Origin of the sequence: Lysinibacillus sp., from assembly GCF_032093475.1 — a bacterium.
GTDB lineage: Bacteria > Bacillota > Bacilli > Bacillales_A > Planococcaceae > Lysinibacillus > Lysinibacillus irui.
Map to the genome: position 1 here is coordinate 16919 of NZ_DAMDAY010000013.1, position 15336 is coordinate 32254.

Below are 15336 nucleotides of genomic sequence, written 5' to 3' on the forward strand. Positions count from 1 at the left end.
AAAAAGCAATATCTAAGATAGCTGTTTTGGCTTCAAGATTATAGCCCTTTCCCCAAAATGGGTAGCCAAGCCAAGACCCAATATGACAGCTCTTTTTTTGATGGTCTATAAACATTAATGATGTCACGCCAATTAGTTGCCCTTCCTCATTCAAGACAACACGAGGAACTGTTTTACCTTCTTCTTCATCCACACATTCACGTTTAATAAAATTAATTGTATCCTCTACCTTACCAGCAGGTAACCCAAGTGCATCTCGAACCTGTGGCATAGAAGACAATTCATGCATGGCTTCAGCATATTTAATATCATGCTTCACTAAAGTTACCGCCATCTACTATTCCCCTTTACTAACATTGTATTTTTTAACATTCTTTAAGAATATATTCATATCCCTGACCGTCAATTATATGATAGCTGCCAGGACACACCAAAACGATCCTGAATCCACGCAAACTTTTTAGAAAACCCATAATTATCAAGAGGCATTAATGCAAGTCCACCTTCTAATATGTGCGTAACTAAATAGCTTATTTCTTCCTCCGAATCACACTCTATAAAGATAGACGTGGATGGGGTAAATGTGAAATTGTGCTGGATAACACTATCATTCACCATTAATTTTAATCCCTTTAAATGGAGAACTGCCATCGCCACTTGCTGTGAATTTTCCGTATACGACAGACTGGCAACCTCTAAATCTGTAAACCATTGCTGATACTGTTCAATAGCTTCATTCGCTTGCCCTTGAAACATTAAAAATGTAGTTGCACTTTTCATCTATTTTTTTGCTCCTTCATAGTGAGTGATCCATTGTGCTGGGGTCATTTTTGAAACAAGCTCTCCTATTAAATCAAATGGAATATATTTTGTACTTGTAAAACGAATACAGCTTTTCCCCATGTTTAACTTCGTTGGTACTCTCTTCGCATATTCTTCCTGAAACCAAGAGAGCAATGCTGGATCTGCGTATATCCCCATATGGTATAGCGCAATATGACGTTTTTGGACTGCAAGGCTAATAAAAGGTAATGGGGTATTTGGTGTAACATGATAGCCATCTGGATAGGTTGTTAAAGGAACAACATAGCTAACCATGCCATATTGCATTGTTTGTTCAAATCCATCTGGTATATTCGTTGCAACAACATCTACAAGCTGGCTAAACGCAACACGCCATTTTTCTTCAACTTGCTCCATGTATATATTCTCCATACCTATTGCCTCACTTTATCATTTATTTTAAAATCTTTATTCATTTGCCTCAGCTTTTGCTTTGCGATATAACTCCTTGGTTTTGTAGCCTAATCCAATAATTTCGCGCATCTCTTGTAGGCGGGCTATTTGTGTATCCTGTTTTTTAGCACTATAAATATAACGCGCCCAGTCCTTTTGATAGCCTGGTGTTAGCTCATCATAAAATGCTAAATCATAAGGGTTGTCTGCAAGTGAATCACGTAATTGAGGAATCATGCTTTCATAATCACTTACACATTGACTACTTGCCGTCTTCTTTTTCCCTTTTCCTTTACCATCTCGCTTGATGCTTAAAATTGAAAATGTATCATCTAATGACATTAGGCTAGCAAATTTCAAATCACTACCAACGATGTACTTTTCGTCGTCAACTTGGATTGCTGGAAAAATTTCATCACGATGGATAAACTGTTCATATTTTTTATTCCCCTTTTTAGGATAAACAAAAAATAAGTAACCTTGTTCTTTTAGACGAGTACCTTTTAACACTTTTTGTAAATACGTTACCATCTCCTCCACAGAGAACACAAATGAAATAATGCGATCAAAAGGTGCTTCTCCTACCTGAGAAATCCCTTCTAATGGCAAATCTTGTGGTTGATTGACTATAGCAACTGATAATTCATCATTCAGTTTAAATTTTTTCTGCATAGCTTACATTCCTCTCCTACTGCTTCTTTATTTCAATTTTAGCATTTAACAAACTGCTCATACATTTACATCTTAGTTTTGATAGTATACTGAAATATTCAAAACTTGGGTATAAAAATATTTCAAGTTTTCCTCTAGTTAGAGATGAATGCTGATGCCCCCATAGGTGATATTTTTCGGAAAAAGAAAAAGAATCGAGATGGTACTTCTCGATTCCTTTTACTTACAGTCTAATCACTTGAAATAATCCCAAGGTTTAGTTTGTTACTTTATTTTATTTTAGCGGTAGCAATAATCCCTTTAATAATCGGAATAGCCGTCCCTATTATAATGACCGGTAAAAACCACCAGCCTATGGAATTGGCTTCACCAAGACCTATACGAACCATTTGAATCGAAATAAATGCGAATAAAATGAGACACAGGTTTTTTACTTCATTTAGTATTTTTCTGCTATTTAAATAAAATGCTTTTACATTATTTTCATTCAAACGTGCTGGATAATTATGCATATGTGGTACCTTTTCTAGAAGCCCCAATACAATCCATAAAAACAAACCAATGAATGGTAAAATAAATAGCTCTATTTTCGAACCCCAACGATCAACCTCACCTAAACCATTAAAATGACCAGGAATTTCGCTAGGTATTTTACCCCAGAGTAAAATAATATAAAGGATAGATACAATAAATGCACTACCACCAATATAGTCCCATATCTTTTCTGATTTAGTTTTTGGTAGTTTTAAAATTGGCCTATACATTTTTCCCACCTCTGTTCATTTCCTTTATTATTTCTACGTACAATTACGGTTTAAGTTTCAAAATTCACGAAAATTGACTTAGTATTCAATACATGCCATTAATTATCCCTATTATTAGCAGTATTATAGCCGAAAAATCTCCATTTTTTATTACTCTAATCATAATTTAATACTATCTTCAAACTATTAACTACTGTAAAAATACTCATAATACTTTGTAAAATCCATATAATCTGATATAAATGATATATATACATATTTCATTATTTTGTAACATTTCTACTAATTACTGAGAAAGGATATTTCAACTATGCGATTTACTATCTACAAGAAATTATTACTCGGTTTTTTTATAGTTATTTTAGTTCTTGTTACAACAATCGGCTTAAATATAAAACAGCTGGATTCAGTAAACAAAACATATCGATTATTACTGGAGGAGCAAACTACTAAATCTATAAGTATTCAGGAATTACGTGTAATAGCTAAACAAGAAATTGTAAGTATGCGAGGTTATTTACTTCTTGGAGACAAACAAAATTTACAAAGTAATCAAGATTCACGAGAGGAATTTAAGAAAAAATCTGAAGAGTTAATGGCCACTTTGGATTCAGAAGAATCTATTAAATTCCTAGAAGCTATTAACAAAAGCGAGCAAAACGTCCAACAATTTGCGGACCGAATGTTTTCTTTAAAAGCTGAAGGAGAAACAGAAAAGTATGAAAAGCTTGATAGTACTCAAGGTCGATTAATTATCAAACAGTTCGATGAACGTGTTGAAAACCTTTCTAATTATCAAAGTAAATATATTGAAGAAAAGATGGCTGCTACATCAAAACAAATCCAAGATATTAAATTCCAAATGATTCTTCTTGGGGTCTTCGCTGTTGTCATAAGTCTGATAATTGCTATGGTTGTAGGTAGTTTAATGTCTCGTCCTATCAATGGCATGGCTAAGGCAGCGAAAAGAATAGCTGAAGGTGATTTAACAGCCGAACAAATTCGCATTAAAAATCGCGATGAGGTTGGAGATTTAGCACTAGCATTTAATCAAATGGCTACAAACTTAAAGGAGTTAATTAAGAATGTACGTCAGAACACTGTGCAAGTTAGTGGCTCAGCAGCAGAATTAACAGCAAGTGCTGATCAAACTATACAGGCTACCGAACAAATCACTTCTTCTATTCAAGAGGTTGCTAGTGGCTCGGAGGCTCAGGGTAAAAATGCTACAGAAAGCTCTGAAGCAATGAAAAACATGACAAATGGTATACAACAATTAGCTTCTACAACAGCAGCTGTTTCTGAATTAGCAATGGAAACAAACTCAGAAGCTAAAAAAGGTAATGAATCATTACATCGTGTCATTTCCCAAATGACTACAATCAACACAGCCGTCCTAGAGTCTGCAAGTGTTGTTAAAAATTTAGATGGTCATTCTATTGAAATCGGCAATATTATTAGCATTATTACTGACATAGCAGAGCAAACAAATTTATTAGCCCTCAATGCTGCGATCGAAGCAGCCCGTGCAGGTGATCATGGGCGCGGCTTTGCTGTGGTTGCAGACGAAGTGAAAAAATTAGCTGAGCAATCAAAAAAATCTGCAGAGCAAATTGCTACTTTGATCTCCGAAATTCAGCAAGATACAAGCCGTGCTGTAGCTGTGATGGATACAGGTACCCAAGAAGTTCAAATTGGTATGCAAGTAGTAAAAGTGGCTGAAGAAGGCTTCGCCAAAATTGTTGAGCTTATTGAACAAGTATCCATGCAAATTCAAGAGGCCACAACCGTGTCTGAGGAAATGTCATCGAGCGCGGAGCAAATTTATGCTTCCTTTGATGAAATAGCAACGATTGCTCAAATGTCCTCATCCAATTTGCAAAATGTCGCTTCTGCCTCGGAAGAACAATTAGCTACAATTGAAGAGGTAGCAGCTTCTGCATCAACTCTTTCCAATATGGCAGAAGAACTTCATACGCAAGTCTCTCGCTTTAAATTAGATTAAAACAAGAAAAAGACTGCTCATTTTCTTTAGGTGTGTTGCCTATAGAAAATGAGTAGTTTTTTATTTACTTATTTGAATGCTTCTTTTATAAGAGCAATCAAATCCTTTATAGCTTTTTCCTCTTGTATTCTATAATTTTCACTATCAATTCGTAGCATCCCCTTTTCATTGATAGAAATATGATATGAACTGTTTTTGTGATAAATAATAAACATATATCCTTCGGTATAAGAAAAATGTGAGTTAGACCGTTTTACTTTTAAATCTTCTAGTGATTCGGTTAACGAGAGAAATAAAGGATTATCTTTATTAATGTTTATTATCTTGGTCGTTGATTCATTTAAGATACTAATTTTATGAACTTCTTCACCTAAATGATCTGTAGAAAGAAAGTCCTTTATAAGGTATTTTGTTTTGTATACATTGTAAAAATTTAATAAGATCATTGCTATTAAAAATAATGCTAGAATACAAATAACTTTTTTCTTTATTGAAAACAGCTCCTTCAAATTATGTAAAACTACTTTTCTTCTATCCATAATGTTAATCCATAAATTTAATTATATACCATTAATTACTATATAAAATAGACATTTGCACATACCATTGAATATCAAAATTTTATTAAATTGCCACGCCTTTTAGACAGAATTAAAAAAATTTTTAGAAAATTATTGACAGCGCATTAATATCCAAGTAATATTGCTTTCAATAACACATTGCAGGCCAAGATTGGAAATAGTAAAAGTGGTTGTGTACTTGTAGAGAGCCGATGGTTGGTGTAAATCGGTAGACACACATTTTGAACTCGTCCATGAGCTACTCCCTGAACATATTAGTAAGGGATGTCGGTTTCCCCCGTTAACAGGATAGACAGTGATAGCTGTCGATAAGAGGATATTTTCTGTAAAGAAAATGTCAATTAGAGTGGTACCGCGAGCATAAACTCGTCTCTATTTTTATAGAGACGGGTTTTTTTTATTTTTATTAAATCATTGGCCTAAGTGTAGATTTTAAACTGATTACTACAAAAGGAGTGTTTGAAAATGGGAAGAAAAATTTGGGTGTTTGATACAACTTTACGTGATGGCGAACAAGTGCCAGGAGCTAAACTAAATCTGTATGAAAAAGTTGAGATTGCCCAGCAACTAAAAAAATTAGGGGTCGATATTATCGAAGCTGGATTCCCTGCTTCCTCACAAGGTGATTTTGATGCCGTCAGAGCTGTTGCTGAAAAGGTTGGCAATACAAATGACATTATGATTACGGCATTAGCACGTGCTGTAAAGGCGGATATTGATGCCGTCTATAATGCTGTCAAATACGCTGAAAACCCAATGATTCATATGGTACTTGGTACATCTGATATTCATGTGGAGAAAAAATTCAGCAAATCAAAGGATCAAATTCTTCAAATTGGCGTTGATGCTGTGAAATACGCAAAAACACTATTACCACAAGTTCAATATTCAACAGAAGATGCATCTCGTTCAGATTTTGAATATCTATGGAAAACGATCGAAGCTGTTATGAGAGCTGGCGCAACTATGATTAACGTTCCTGATACAGTAGGCTTTGCAGAACCAGAGGAATTTGGAGAAATGATTTTTAAATTAAATGACCGTATGAAAAATTTAGATGACAGCGTTCTTTTAAGTGTTCATTGCCACAATGACCTTGGAATGGCAACGGCTAATACGCTTGCTGCCATTAAAAATGGTGCAGATAAAGTAGAGTGTACAATTAATGGTATTGGCGAACGTGCAGGTAATGCTGCATTAGAAGAAGTTGTCATGGCCCTAAAAACTCGTAGCTCTATTTATAATGCTGAAACACGCATCAATACAAAAGAGATTATCAATACCTCTCGTCTTGTTTCTAGCTTTATGGGCTTAGATGTTCAGGTCAATAAAGCCATTACAGGAGATAATGCATTTGCTCATTCTTCTGGTATCCATCAAGACGGGTTGCTAAAATCTCGTGATGCTTATGAAATTGTCCATCCCGAAGACGTAGGTCTTGATGATATGGAGCTAGTACTAACAGCTCGTTCTGGTCGTCATGCCGTAAAAAATGCTCTTGAAAAATTAGGGTTTTCAAATCTTTCAACAGATGAATTTGAAGGGATTTTTGAAGGCTTCTTAAAGCTAGCCGATGCAAAAAAAGAAGTATACGATCACGATTTATACGTTATTGTTGAAAGCTATTATGAAAAGCATGATGCCAACAATAAGAACGCTACACACTACAGTGACCAATTCTTTGATTTCGAAGATCTACAAGTCGTCAGCAATGCAAGCTTCCCTTCTGCAAGTGTTAAGATCTGTAAAGGTGGCAAGGTGTTTAAAGCAAGTGCAGTGGGCTCTGGCCCAATTGATGCTTTATATTCAGCCATTGCAGAAATTACAAACATTGATGTAAAGCTTGTGGAGTACAATATCAATAGTGTCTCACGAGGCAAAGAAGCTTTAGGTAAAGTAAAAATTACGATTGAGCATGCAGGTGAAAAGTATATTGCTAAAGCAGCAGATACAGATATATTAAAGGCAAGCGCCCTTGCCTATATTAATGCCATCAATAGCATTGTCGTGGCAAAATTAACACCTGTGATGAATTAAATAATAGAAGAGAGCAGTATGGCTTTAAGAGTCATACTGCTTTTTGATGCTAGAGACTGTCCCTCACTAATTTTTGATACTCCTCATCAATTCGCTCTACATCTAGACGTTCAAACAATGGCGTCACATCTTGAATGATTGCAGGCAGTTCCACTTGTTCATGCCACATCATATCATTGATGCCTAACATGTTTCTTATTTTCTCAGCCGAAAACGGTAGAAACGGATGTAGTAGCTGGCCTAGATTAGCAATAATATAGACGCAGGTTGCTAATGTATGATTGCCAGCCTTCACATTTTCTTTTACCTGTAGCCATGGCTGTTGTTCGTCAAAATAGCGATTAGCCCCTCGAATATACTCAAAAATAGTCTCTAACGCCTGTTTGAAATGACCAGCCTCTATAAGAGTACCAGCTTCATTAAATAGCTGAATCGTTTGTTTACGAATGTCGCTATCCACTTCCGCTTGTGGCACCTGACAAGAGAATGATTTCTCAATAAACTTCAATGTACGGTTCACAAAATTACCATAGGCTCCTAGTAGTTCACCGTTATGGCTATAAATAAATTCGCGCCATGAAAAATCAGTATCACGGTTTTCTGGCGCATTTATTGTTAAAAAGTAACGAATAGAATCCGCATCATAGCGACTTAGAATATAAGGTACCCACACAGCCCAATTTTGACTAGTAGATAATTTGCGTTTTTCTAATGTTAAATATTCATTCGATACGATATGTGTTGGTAAAGCCTTAGCTCCGATTCCCATTAAAATTGCAGGCCAAATAACCGTATGGAAAGGAATATTATCTTTACCATGGACATAATACGAAATGGTTTCTTCATTCCATAAGTCTTCTATTGCTATTTGATGCTCTTTTGCCCATTCTAGACTGGCTGTTAAATACCCTGCAACTGCTTCAATCCAAACATATATCTTTTTCCCCTCAAAGCCAGGCACTGGAACATCTATACCATTTGGTAAATCTCTTGTTACCGCTCGGTCAGGGACTCCCTCTGCCAAATAGCGCTCCGTCAATCCTATAGCATTATCCCGCCAACGCTTTTCTGCCTTCGCTTCCGCTAAATAAGACTCGAGCCTTCCTTGAAATTGACTAAAGGTAAAATAAAAATGTTTTGTCTCTCTAATCACTGGCTCATTCCCACAAATTTTGCAGCGCTTATCAATTAAATCTAGCGGATCTAAAATTTCTGAGCAGTTATCACACTGGTCACCTCTTGCCTTCGCACCACAATTCGGGCATATCCCTTCGACAAAACGATCCGGTAAAAATTGCTTATCTGTCTCACAGTAAGCCTGTTCAATTTTTTTCTTGTATAAGAAATTGTTAGCAAGCAGCTGTAAAAATAAAGCCTTAACCGATTCATGATGATGCTCTGCGTCCGTTCTTGTGTATAAATCATAAGTAAATCCTAAGTCATTGAAACATCTTGTAAATTCATCATGATAATGATTGGCAATAGCCTCTGTTGTAGTATTTTCTTGTGCTGCACGAATTGAAATAGGCGTGCCATTACAATCACTGCCCGATACATATAACACCTGCTCGCCTTTTTGTCGGTAATATCTAGCCAAAATATCACCTGGTAATAATGCGGCAACATGACCTAAATGCAAAGAGCCATTTGCATACGGCCAAGCTCCTCCAATAACAATTGTCATTCTAAATTGCTCCCCTCACATAAAAAATGGTAAAAAAAATCGCCCTAATCAAATCTGATTAGGACGAGTATACCCGTGTTACCACCTATATTTACAAATAGCTCACACTATTTGCCTCTATCAGTACGTCTCATTCAATAAATAAAAGATACTGCCGCTGTTGTAACGAGTGCCCATCTCGTCGTAATCTACTTGCTAAAAAGCTTTCGGTACGAAGCTCAAAGGTCATTTTCAAAAGGGGTCATTTACCTCATTTCCACCAACAGAGGCTCTCTACAAAATGCTAGTCCAATTTACTTTTCCTTTTCAATGCTTTTCTTATAGGATTGGCACTATTTTACTCTTTCTTGTGCGAGATTGCAATGATTGTCGTTATAGCAGCCCTTCACCAAAAGTTGAGGGAGGAATGTTTGTAGGTAATTAATCTAGCGTTATGTTTAATAATGCTGTTAAATCCTCTATGACAATATCGGCCTTCGCTAATTCGTTATCTTGCGCAAAGTCAAAACGAACGCCTATCGACAGTAGCTGATTGTCATGTGCAGCCTGAATATCAGAAGATCGATCTCCTACTACTGCTCCGATCTGTACTCCATTTTCAATTATTACCTTTTTGACCAAATCGGATTTATGACCACTTGCAATAGATTGAATGCTATATATTCCCTTTATAAAGCGTCCTAATTGATATGTTTCAACAATTGCCTGTAAATAGTCAACCTGCCCATTACTCGCTATGTATAACGGATAATTCTCTGACAATGCTGCAAGGGCTTGTTCAGCATGTGGATACAATGCCCCTTTACGATTACGTATTTGCTCAATCAACTTTACATGAAATAAGACATTACTCTCTTCACGTATTTCTACCGAATGCATAGGACATAATGTTTCCCAGACAACAGGTAATGGTACACCCATAATTTCTCGATACTTTTCTATCGGCGTTTCTCCCTGCCATAAGCCCTTTGAACGTAGTACATCAAATGTTGCATCAAGTGCAGGCTCTAAAATGAGATTGGTTTGAAATAATGTACCGTCCATATCAAAAATAAACGCTTTATTCATTGAATCACTCCTTGATTAATGATCAAAAAACTCCATATGCAGCTTTTCCTTCTTATAATAACTCAAACGGTCTTGCAAAGTTCCCGTATGAAATTCAAATTTATGGCCATCAGGGTCCGTAAAGTAAATCGATTTTTTATCCTTTTCGTCTCTTTCTCTACCTGCTAAAATATTAACCTTTAATTGCACTAATCTATCATACATTTGATCAAAGTCATCCTCAGAGATCGTAAAGGCAATATGTGTGTAGGAATGCTGGATATCATTGCGCGGTATATCCTTTTCTACATTAAGGGCAAGCCACAGCCCATTTACATCAAAATAGGCTGTAGTCTTCCCCTTTACTAATAGCTTAGCATCGAAAACATTTTCATAAAAAGCGATGGATTCCTCTAAATTAGAAACCGAAAATAGTAAATGATTGATATGTTGAACTGTCATAGAAGTGCTCCTAATGATTATTTATTTCTTTTTTTCAATCCCTTTGTAATTTGCTTCCACTTACGCTGTTCCTCAAGCTTTGCCTGGGCATTTGTTTTACGTTCGATATAAGCCAATTCTCGTTGTAGCTTAAAGTAGCTCTGCAGACGATATTGGTCCAAATCACCATCTATAATAGCTTGCTGTACTGCACAATAAGGCTCTGTTTGATGGGTGCAATCACGATAGCGGCAAGCTGTTGCTAGTTCTTCAATATCTTGAAAGCTCGACGCCAAGCTATCACCTTGATCCCATAATTGAAGTTCTCGCATTCCTGGCGTATCAATCAAACAGCCTCCAGTAGGTAACATTACTAACTCTCGATGTGTCGTTGTATGACGTCCTTTAGCATCATCCTCACGAATACCCGCTACCTTCATCAGCATTTCTCCACATAATGCATTCGTTAATGTTGATTTACCTGCCCCTGAAGAGCCCAGTAACGCCCCCGTCACTCCTTCTTGAAATAATGCCTGAATCTCCATTAATCCTTCACCAGATAAAGCACTCGTTACAAAAATATCTACGCCAAATGCCACGGTCTCCACTTCTTGAACTAGGCTTGCAACATCCTCACATAAATCCGCTTTTGTCAGTACAATAACAGGCTTTGCACCTGAATCCCATGCGGCCACTAAATAGCGTTCCATACGTCGAATATTAAAATCCGCATTCAAGCTCATAACAAGTAATACAATATCGACATTCGATGCGACAATCTGCTCTTGAATTTCTTGACCTGCCACTTTACGTGAAAAGACAGACTTGCGCTGGAATAATTGATGAATGATCGCTCGTTCCTCACCTGGCATTTTCTCTACTAGTACCCAATCACCAACCGCAGGATAGTCCTCACGAGCTAAAGACGTATAGGCATAATGACCAGCAATTGTCGCTAGCCATTCTCCCTCTTCGGCCAACACACGATAAGAATGTTTATGTTCTAAGGTAACCCTTGCAGGCACACAGTTTTTCAGTTTTGGCTGTTTTTTCATTTCTATCATTTGCTCTTCAAAATAAGTTGTAAAACCTAATGTTGTTAATTTCAATTTAATTTCCTCCTAAACGTACATATCATGATGCCTTTTAGCGTAATTGCAATTGACACTTACACCATAGGCTATATCGCGGTTCAGCAATTTGGGACCACGATAAAAAAACCTTGTATCTGCAATTCGGCAGTTACAAGGTTTCACAGGCACGTTTAAAAGGTACACAAATACTCCGAGCTATAGCACGGTGTCATGTTGTATAGTTTAGGCGTGTGAAATTGAACAAACCGAATTGCAGTTCACTAAAAACAGATCTATTCATCATGTCACATCACCTACTTTCCATTTTGTTGTTATTAATATAGCTAAATTTTCAGAAATTGTCAATTCCAATTTTATAAGCATTTATTCCAATCCTCAACGCATAGAATGAACAAGACCACTAACTGCGAGGAGATGTTGGATTGCCTAAAATCATTTCTATTAGCACACATCAACCGCCCTACACATTACAGCAAGCAAATGCAGAGGAACTAACGAAAGAGCTTTTCTATGCAAAAATCCCAAAACTAGAGCGATATTTAAAGGTTTTTGAAAATGGTGGTATCGACACACGACATTTTTGTGTACCACCAGAATGGCATCGTACGAATCACTCTTTTGAGGAACGTAACGAATTATATATTGAATTAGCTACACAATATAGCGTGAACGTCATCCAAGCGTGTTTAGAAAATAACGCCTTTTTATTTTCCCCAATTTCTCCCGAAGAAATTGATGCCATTATTTTTGTTAGTAGTACGGGCATTTCAACACCTAGCATTGATGCGCGTGTTATGAACAAGCTTACCTTTTCAGATCGACTTAAACGTATTCCACTTTGGGGGCTTGGCTGCGCAGGTGGAGCAGCTGGAATTAGTAGAGCTTATGATTTTTGTAAAGCACATCCCCATGCGAAGGTGCTTGTTGTTTGTGTTGAGTTATGTAGCCTCACTTTTCAGCCAAATGATTATTCTAAAAGTAATTTAATCGGTGCATCACTTTTTGCAGATGGTGCCGCTTGTATTCTCATTTGCGGAGATGAAATAGCAATAGACACAAAAGTTCCGTCCCCTACTATTCTAGCTACAGGCTCTAAATGGATGCCAGATTCAGAAAGTGTCATGGGATGGGATGTTAAAAATAATGGGCTCCATGTCATCTTTCAAAAAAGTATTCCTGCCATTATCACCAATTGGCTAGGACCTTTTATTGAACAATTTTTAATGGAACAAGGAATGTACAGCGAACAACTTACTCATTTCATTGCTCATCCTGGAGGAAAAAAAGTATTACAAGCATATGAGGACACACTTTATCTTTCTTCCCAAAAAACCGACATTTCTCGGGAAATATTACGCCACCATGGCAACATGTCATCACCAACAGTGTTATATGTATTAGAGCAATTTATGCTACATGAAGGACAAGTGGAGGATACAGGTTTACTCGTCGCTCTTGGCCCTGGTTTTTGTGCAGAAGCTGTATTATTAAACTGGAGGGAGTAACATGATCTTCTATCTAATTTTAACTCTTGTCATTCTACAAAGACTGACAGAAGTAGTCATTGCCAAGCGCAATGAGAAGTGGATGCTTTCACAAGGAGCTTATGAAGAAGGTGCTTCTCACTACCCGTATATGGTTACTATGCATATTAGTTTTTTCTTGTTTTTAATTGTGGAAGTCGTTACAAATAACAATGGTCTCTCGCCCTTATTTCCATTATTTTTTATATTATTTATAGCTGTTCAGGCATTACGGATCTGGTGTATTCGCTCCTTAGGGACTTTTTGGAATACAAAAATCCTCATATTACCTGATGCTCAAGTTGTTCGTAAAGGTCCATATGAATATATGCGTCACCCAAATTATGCTGTCGTTTGTTTGGAAATTCTCCTTTTACCGATTATGTTTCAAGCTTACTTTACCGCGTTTTGCTTTACATTACTAAACATTACAATGCTCTCTGTACGAATCCCTATAGAAGAAAAGGCATTGCGAGATGCAACAAATTATAATAACGTATTCCAAAAGAAGATTTCGGAGTCTTAACCGAAATCTTCTTTTCTTATTAATGCCATTCCCAGTTAAACGGATCTTGTAGAAGCTCCCATGGGTTACGAAATTCTTCATCTGTTAATAAGCAGCTGTCTAACTGTTTGATAATCTCCTCTTTATCTAGATCAATACCAATCATAACAAGCTGAGTCAATCGATCTCCGAACTCCTCATCCCAATCCTCCAACACTTCTGGACTTTGTTGGAATACATCCTGTTGCTGAGTACTAGACAAAGCTGCTACCCAATATGAAACAGGTTCAATTTTTGCAGATGATCCTGCTTGTGATAGTAATAACGCAACATCCTGGTGTCTTGCACTCCAAATAATCCCCTTTGCTCGTACGATCGAGTCTGGCATTTGATCACACCACTCAACAAATCGCAAAGGATGGAATGGTCTTTTGCGTTTATAAGTAAACGAAGAAATCCCATATTCCTCTGTCTCTGGCGTATGATTCTCATGGCCCAGTTCTAACTCCTTTAACCAACCAGCTGATTCTGATACACGCTCAAAGTCAAAGCGACCTGTATTTAATATGTCAACTGGATCAAGAACACCGTTTGTTGTACGAATCAGTTTTGCTTCGGGCTGCAGCGCACGCAAAATACGTTCTAATCGTTCAAGCTCTTCCACAGATACTAAATCACACTTATTTACCACAAGGACATCACAAAATTCAATTTGATCAATAAGCAGGTCTGCAACATCACGCTCATCTAATTCGCCAACTGCTTCCTTCCGCTCCAACAAGCTTTCCCCTGACTGAAAATCATGCCAAAAGCGATGTGCATCTACAACCGTAACCATCGTATCCAATTGACAAAATTTCGTTAAATCAATTCCTAGCTCCTCGTCTAAGTAACTAAATGTTTGTGCCACGGGTATTGGCTCACTAATCCCTGTTGATTCGATCAATATATAATCAATATTACCAAGTTTAGCGAGACGTTCCACCTCCTGCAATAAATCCTCTCGTAATGTACAACAAATACAGCCATTGGATAGCTCCACAAATTTTTCTTCCGTTCGTGAAATACCGCTACCATTCGCAATAAGCCCAGCATCAATATTAATTTCACTCATATCATTGACGATAACAGCAACACGTAAATCTTTCTTATTCTGCAATACATGGTTCATCATCGTCGTTTTACCGGATCCTAAATACCCACTTAATACAGTAACAGGAATTCTCTTTGTCATGTTTACAACTCCCTAAATCGTAATTATTACTATTTACAATTTGTAATTTAAACATACAATATTGAAAAATGCAAAGCTTTTTATTACCTTCAAAAATAAACTTGACAATATTTAATCTTAAATACAATAATTAAATCGTAATCATTACTATTTAAAAGGAGGCCTATTTATGCGTGTACAAGTAACATTAGCCTGCACCGAAACAGGTGATAAAAACTATATAACAACTAAAAACAAACGTAATAACCCTGAAAGGTTGGAGCTAAAAAAGTACTCTCCTCGCTTAAAACGCAAGACACTACACAGAGAAACGAAGTAATTTGAAGAAAGTAACCGTTAGGGATTAAGGTTATCCTTCTTTTGAGCAGATTCCTTTAGATGGTTGATGCCTTCTTTGAGCGGGTTCATCTTCTTTTTGAGGGGTTATGACCTTTCTTTGAGCGGGTTCACCATCCTTTTGAGCGGTTATGCCCTACCTTTGAGCGGGTTCACCATCCTTTCGAGCGGTTATGC

Annotated in this window: 16 protein-coding genes and 2 other annotated features; of the genes, 5 read left to right on the forward strand and 11 right to left on the reverse strand. The window is 36.9% G+C overall.

The window, feature by feature from the left end; genetic code table 11:
* From RT445_RS05160 to RT445_RS05180, 5 genes are all read right to left on the reverse strand, one after another.
* The coding region (locus RT445_RS05160) for a GNAT family N-acetyltransferase (RefSeq protein WP_313469976.1) at positions 1–334 on the reverse strand (334 nt) is incomplete at its 3' end.
* A 68-nt stretch (positions 335–402) separates the two neighbouring features.
* A complete protein-coding gene (locus RT445_RS05165) occupies positions 403–780 on the reverse strand; it encodes a VOC family protein (protein ID WP_274794786.1) in 378 nt (125 codons plus the stop codon).
* Positions 781–1200 (reverse strand): DUF1801 domain-containing protein, encoded by a 420-nt coding sequence (locus RT445_RS05170; protein ID WP_312507001.1) that lies wholly within the window; start codon positions 1198–1200, stop codon positions 781–783.
* Between the two features lie 51 nt (positions 1201–1251).
* Positions 1252–1908 carry a YdeI/OmpD-associated family protein gene (locus RT445_RS05175; RefSeq protein WP_312507002.1) on the reverse strand — a complete coding sequence of 219 codons (657 nt, stop codon included), beginning with the start codon at positions 1906–1908 and terminating at the stop codon, positions 1252–1254.
* Positions 1909–2177: 269 nt separating this feature from the next.
* Positions 2178–2672, reverse strand: a complete 495-nt coding sequence (locus RT445_RS05180; RefSeq protein WP_312507003.1) for a DUF1648 domain-containing protein — start codon at positions 2670–2672, stop codon at positions 2178–2180.
* 310 nt (positions 2673–2982) lie between these two features.
* Between RT445_RS05180 and RT445_RS05185 the strand changes: the two genes are divergently transcribed.
* Positions 2983–4677 (forward strand): methyl-accepting chemotaxis protein, encoded by a 1695-nt coding sequence (locus RT445_RS05185; RefSeq protein WP_274794790.1) that lies wholly within the window; start codon positions 2983–2985, stop codon positions 4675–4677.
* A gap of 68 nt (positions 4678–4745) precedes the next feature.
* On the opposite strand, the gene RT445_RS05190 is transcribed toward RT445_RS05185, so the two are convergent.
* Complete coding sequence (locus tag RT445_RS05190; RefSeq protein WP_312507004.1) at positions 4746–5216, reverse strand: hypothetical protein; 471 nt, start codon at positions 5214–5216, stop codon at positions 4746–4748.
* 180 nt (positions 5217–5396) lie between these two features.
* Positions 5397–5635 (forward strand) — a binding site (T-box leader).
* Positions 5636–5723: 88 nt separating this feature from the next.
* On the opposite strand from RT445_RS05190, the gene RT445_RS05195 reads away from it, so the two are divergent.
* Entirely contained in the window at positions 5724–7295 is a 1572-nt protein-coding gene (locus RT445_RS05195) for a 2-isopropylmalate synthase (protein ID WP_312507005.1), read from the forward strand.
* 49 nt (positions 7296–7344) lie between these two features.
* Here RT445_RS05195 and metG read toward each other — a convergent pair whose 3' ends face one another.
* The 4 genes from metG to rsgA form a co-directional block, all read right to left on the reverse strand.
* Positions 7345–8979 carry a methionine--tRNA ligase gene (gene metG, locus RT445_RS05200; RefSeq protein WP_312507006.1) on the reverse strand — a complete coding sequence of 545 codons (1635 nt, stop codon included), beginning with the start codon at positions 8977–8979 and terminating at the stop codon, positions 7345–7347.
* A gap of 56 nt (positions 8980–9035) precedes the next feature.
* Positions 9036–9298 (reverse strand) — a binding site (T-box leader).
* 101 nt (positions 9299–9399) lie between these two features.
* The gene (locus RT445_RS05205) at positions 9400–10047 is read right to left on the reverse strand and encodes an HAD hydrolase-like protein (RefSeq protein WP_312507007.1); all 648 of its coding nucleotides are present in this window, start codon (positions 10045–10047) and stop codon (positions 9400–9402) included.
* A gap of 15 nt (positions 10048–10062) precedes the next feature.
* Entirely contained in the window at positions 10063–10488 is a 426-nt protein-coding gene (fosM, locus tag RT445_RS05210) for a FosM family fosfomycin resistance protein (RefSeq protein ID WP_312507008.1), read from the reverse strand.
* A 17-nt stretch (positions 10489–10505) separates the two neighbouring features.
* Positions 10506–11576: a ribosome small subunit-dependent GTPase A gene (gene rsgA / locus RT445_RS05215; RefSeq protein WP_312507009.1), complete on the reverse strand. Its 1071-nt coding sequence runs from the start codon at positions 11574–11576 to the stop codon at positions 10506–10508.
* A 407-nt stretch (positions 11577–11983) separates the two neighbouring features.
* Here rsgA and RT445_RS05220 point away from each other — a divergent pair, with 407 nt between their 5' ends.
* Both RT445_RS05220 and RT445_RS05225 read left to right on the forward strand, forming a co-directional pair.
* Positions 11984–13066: a type III polyketide synthase gene (locus RT445_RS05220; protein WP_312507010.1), complete on the forward strand. Its 1083-nt coding sequence runs from the start codon at positions 11984–11986 to the stop codon at positions 13064–13066.
* A 1-nt stretch (position 13067) separates the two neighbouring features.
* Complete coding sequence (locus tag RT445_RS05225) at positions 13068–13610, forward strand: isoprenylcysteine carboxyl methyltransferase family protein (RefSeq protein ID WP_274794798.1); 543 nt, start codon at positions 13068–13070, stop codon at positions 13608–13610.
* Positions 13611–13629: 19 nt separating this feature from the next.
* Here RT445_RS05225 and RT445_RS05230 read toward each other — a convergent pair whose 3' ends face one another.
* Positions 13630–14823, reverse strand: coding sequence for a GTP-binding protein (locus RT445_RS05230; RefSeq protein WP_312507011.1), 1194 nt, complete (start codon positions 14821–14823; stop codon positions 13630–13632).
* 169 nt (positions 14824–14992) lie between these two features.
* Here RT445_RS05230 and rpmG point away from each other — a divergent pair, with 169 nt between their 5' ends.
* Complete coding sequence (gene rpmG, locus RT445_RS05235) at positions 14993–15142, forward strand: 50S ribosomal protein L33 (protein WP_274794800.1); 150 nt, start codon at positions 14993–14995, stop codon at positions 15140–15142.
* The last annotated feature ends 194 nt before the right edge of the window (positions 15143–15336 follow it).

Bases quoted from the DNA above. Each gene is read 5' to 3' on its own strand.
- RT445_RS05225 (WP_274794798.1), top strand. From the start codon at position 13,068: ATGATCTTCTATCTAATTTTAACTCTTGTCATTCTACAAAGACTGACA.
- RT445_RS05165 (WP_274794786.1), bottom strand. From the start codon at position 780: ATGAAAAGTGCAACTACATTTTTAATGTTTCAAGGGCAAGCGAATGAA.
- RT445_RS05170 (WP_312507001.1), bottom strand. From the start codon at position 1,200: ATGGAGCAAGTTGAAGAAAAATGGCGTGTTGCGTTTAGCCAGCTTGTA.
- RT445_RS05185 (WP_274794790.1), top strand. From the start codon at position 2,983: ATGCGATTTACTATCTACAAGAAATTATTACTCGGTTTTTTTATAGTT.
- metG (WP_312507006.1), bottom strand. From the start codon at position 8,979: ATGACAATTGTTATTGGAGGAGCTTGGCCGTATGCAAATGGCTCTTTG.
- RT445_RS05205 (WP_312507007.1), bottom strand. From the start codon at position 10,047: ATGAATAAAGCGTTTATTTTTGATATGGACGGTACATTATTTCAAACC.
- RT445_RS05190 (WP_312507004.1), bottom strand. From the start codon at position 5,216: ATGGATAGAAGAAAAGTAGTTTTACATAATTTGAAGGAGCTGTTTTCA.
- rpmG (WP_274794800.1), top strand. From the start codon at position 14,993: ATGCGTGTACAAGTAACATTAGCCTGCACCGAAACAGGTGATAAAAAC.
- fosM (WP_312507008.1), bottom strand. From the start codon at position 10,488: ATGACAGTTCAACATATCAATCATTTACTATTTTCGGTTTCTAATTTA.
- RT445_RS05180 (WP_312507003.1), bottom strand. From the start codon at position 2,672: ATGTATAGGCCAATTTTAAAACTACCAAAAACTAAATCAGAAAAGATA.
- RT445_RS05230 (WP_312507011.1), bottom strand. From the start codon at position 14,823: ATGACAAAGAGAATTCCTGTTACTGTATTAAGTGGGTATTTAGGATCC.
- RT445_RS05175 (WP_312507002.1), bottom strand. From the start codon at position 1,908: ATGCAGAAAAAATTTAAACTGAATGATGAATTATCAGTTGCTATAGTC.
- RT445_RS05195 (WP_312507005.1), top strand. From the start codon at position 5,724: ATGGGAAGAAAAATTTGGGTGTTTGATACAACTTTACGTGATGGCGAA.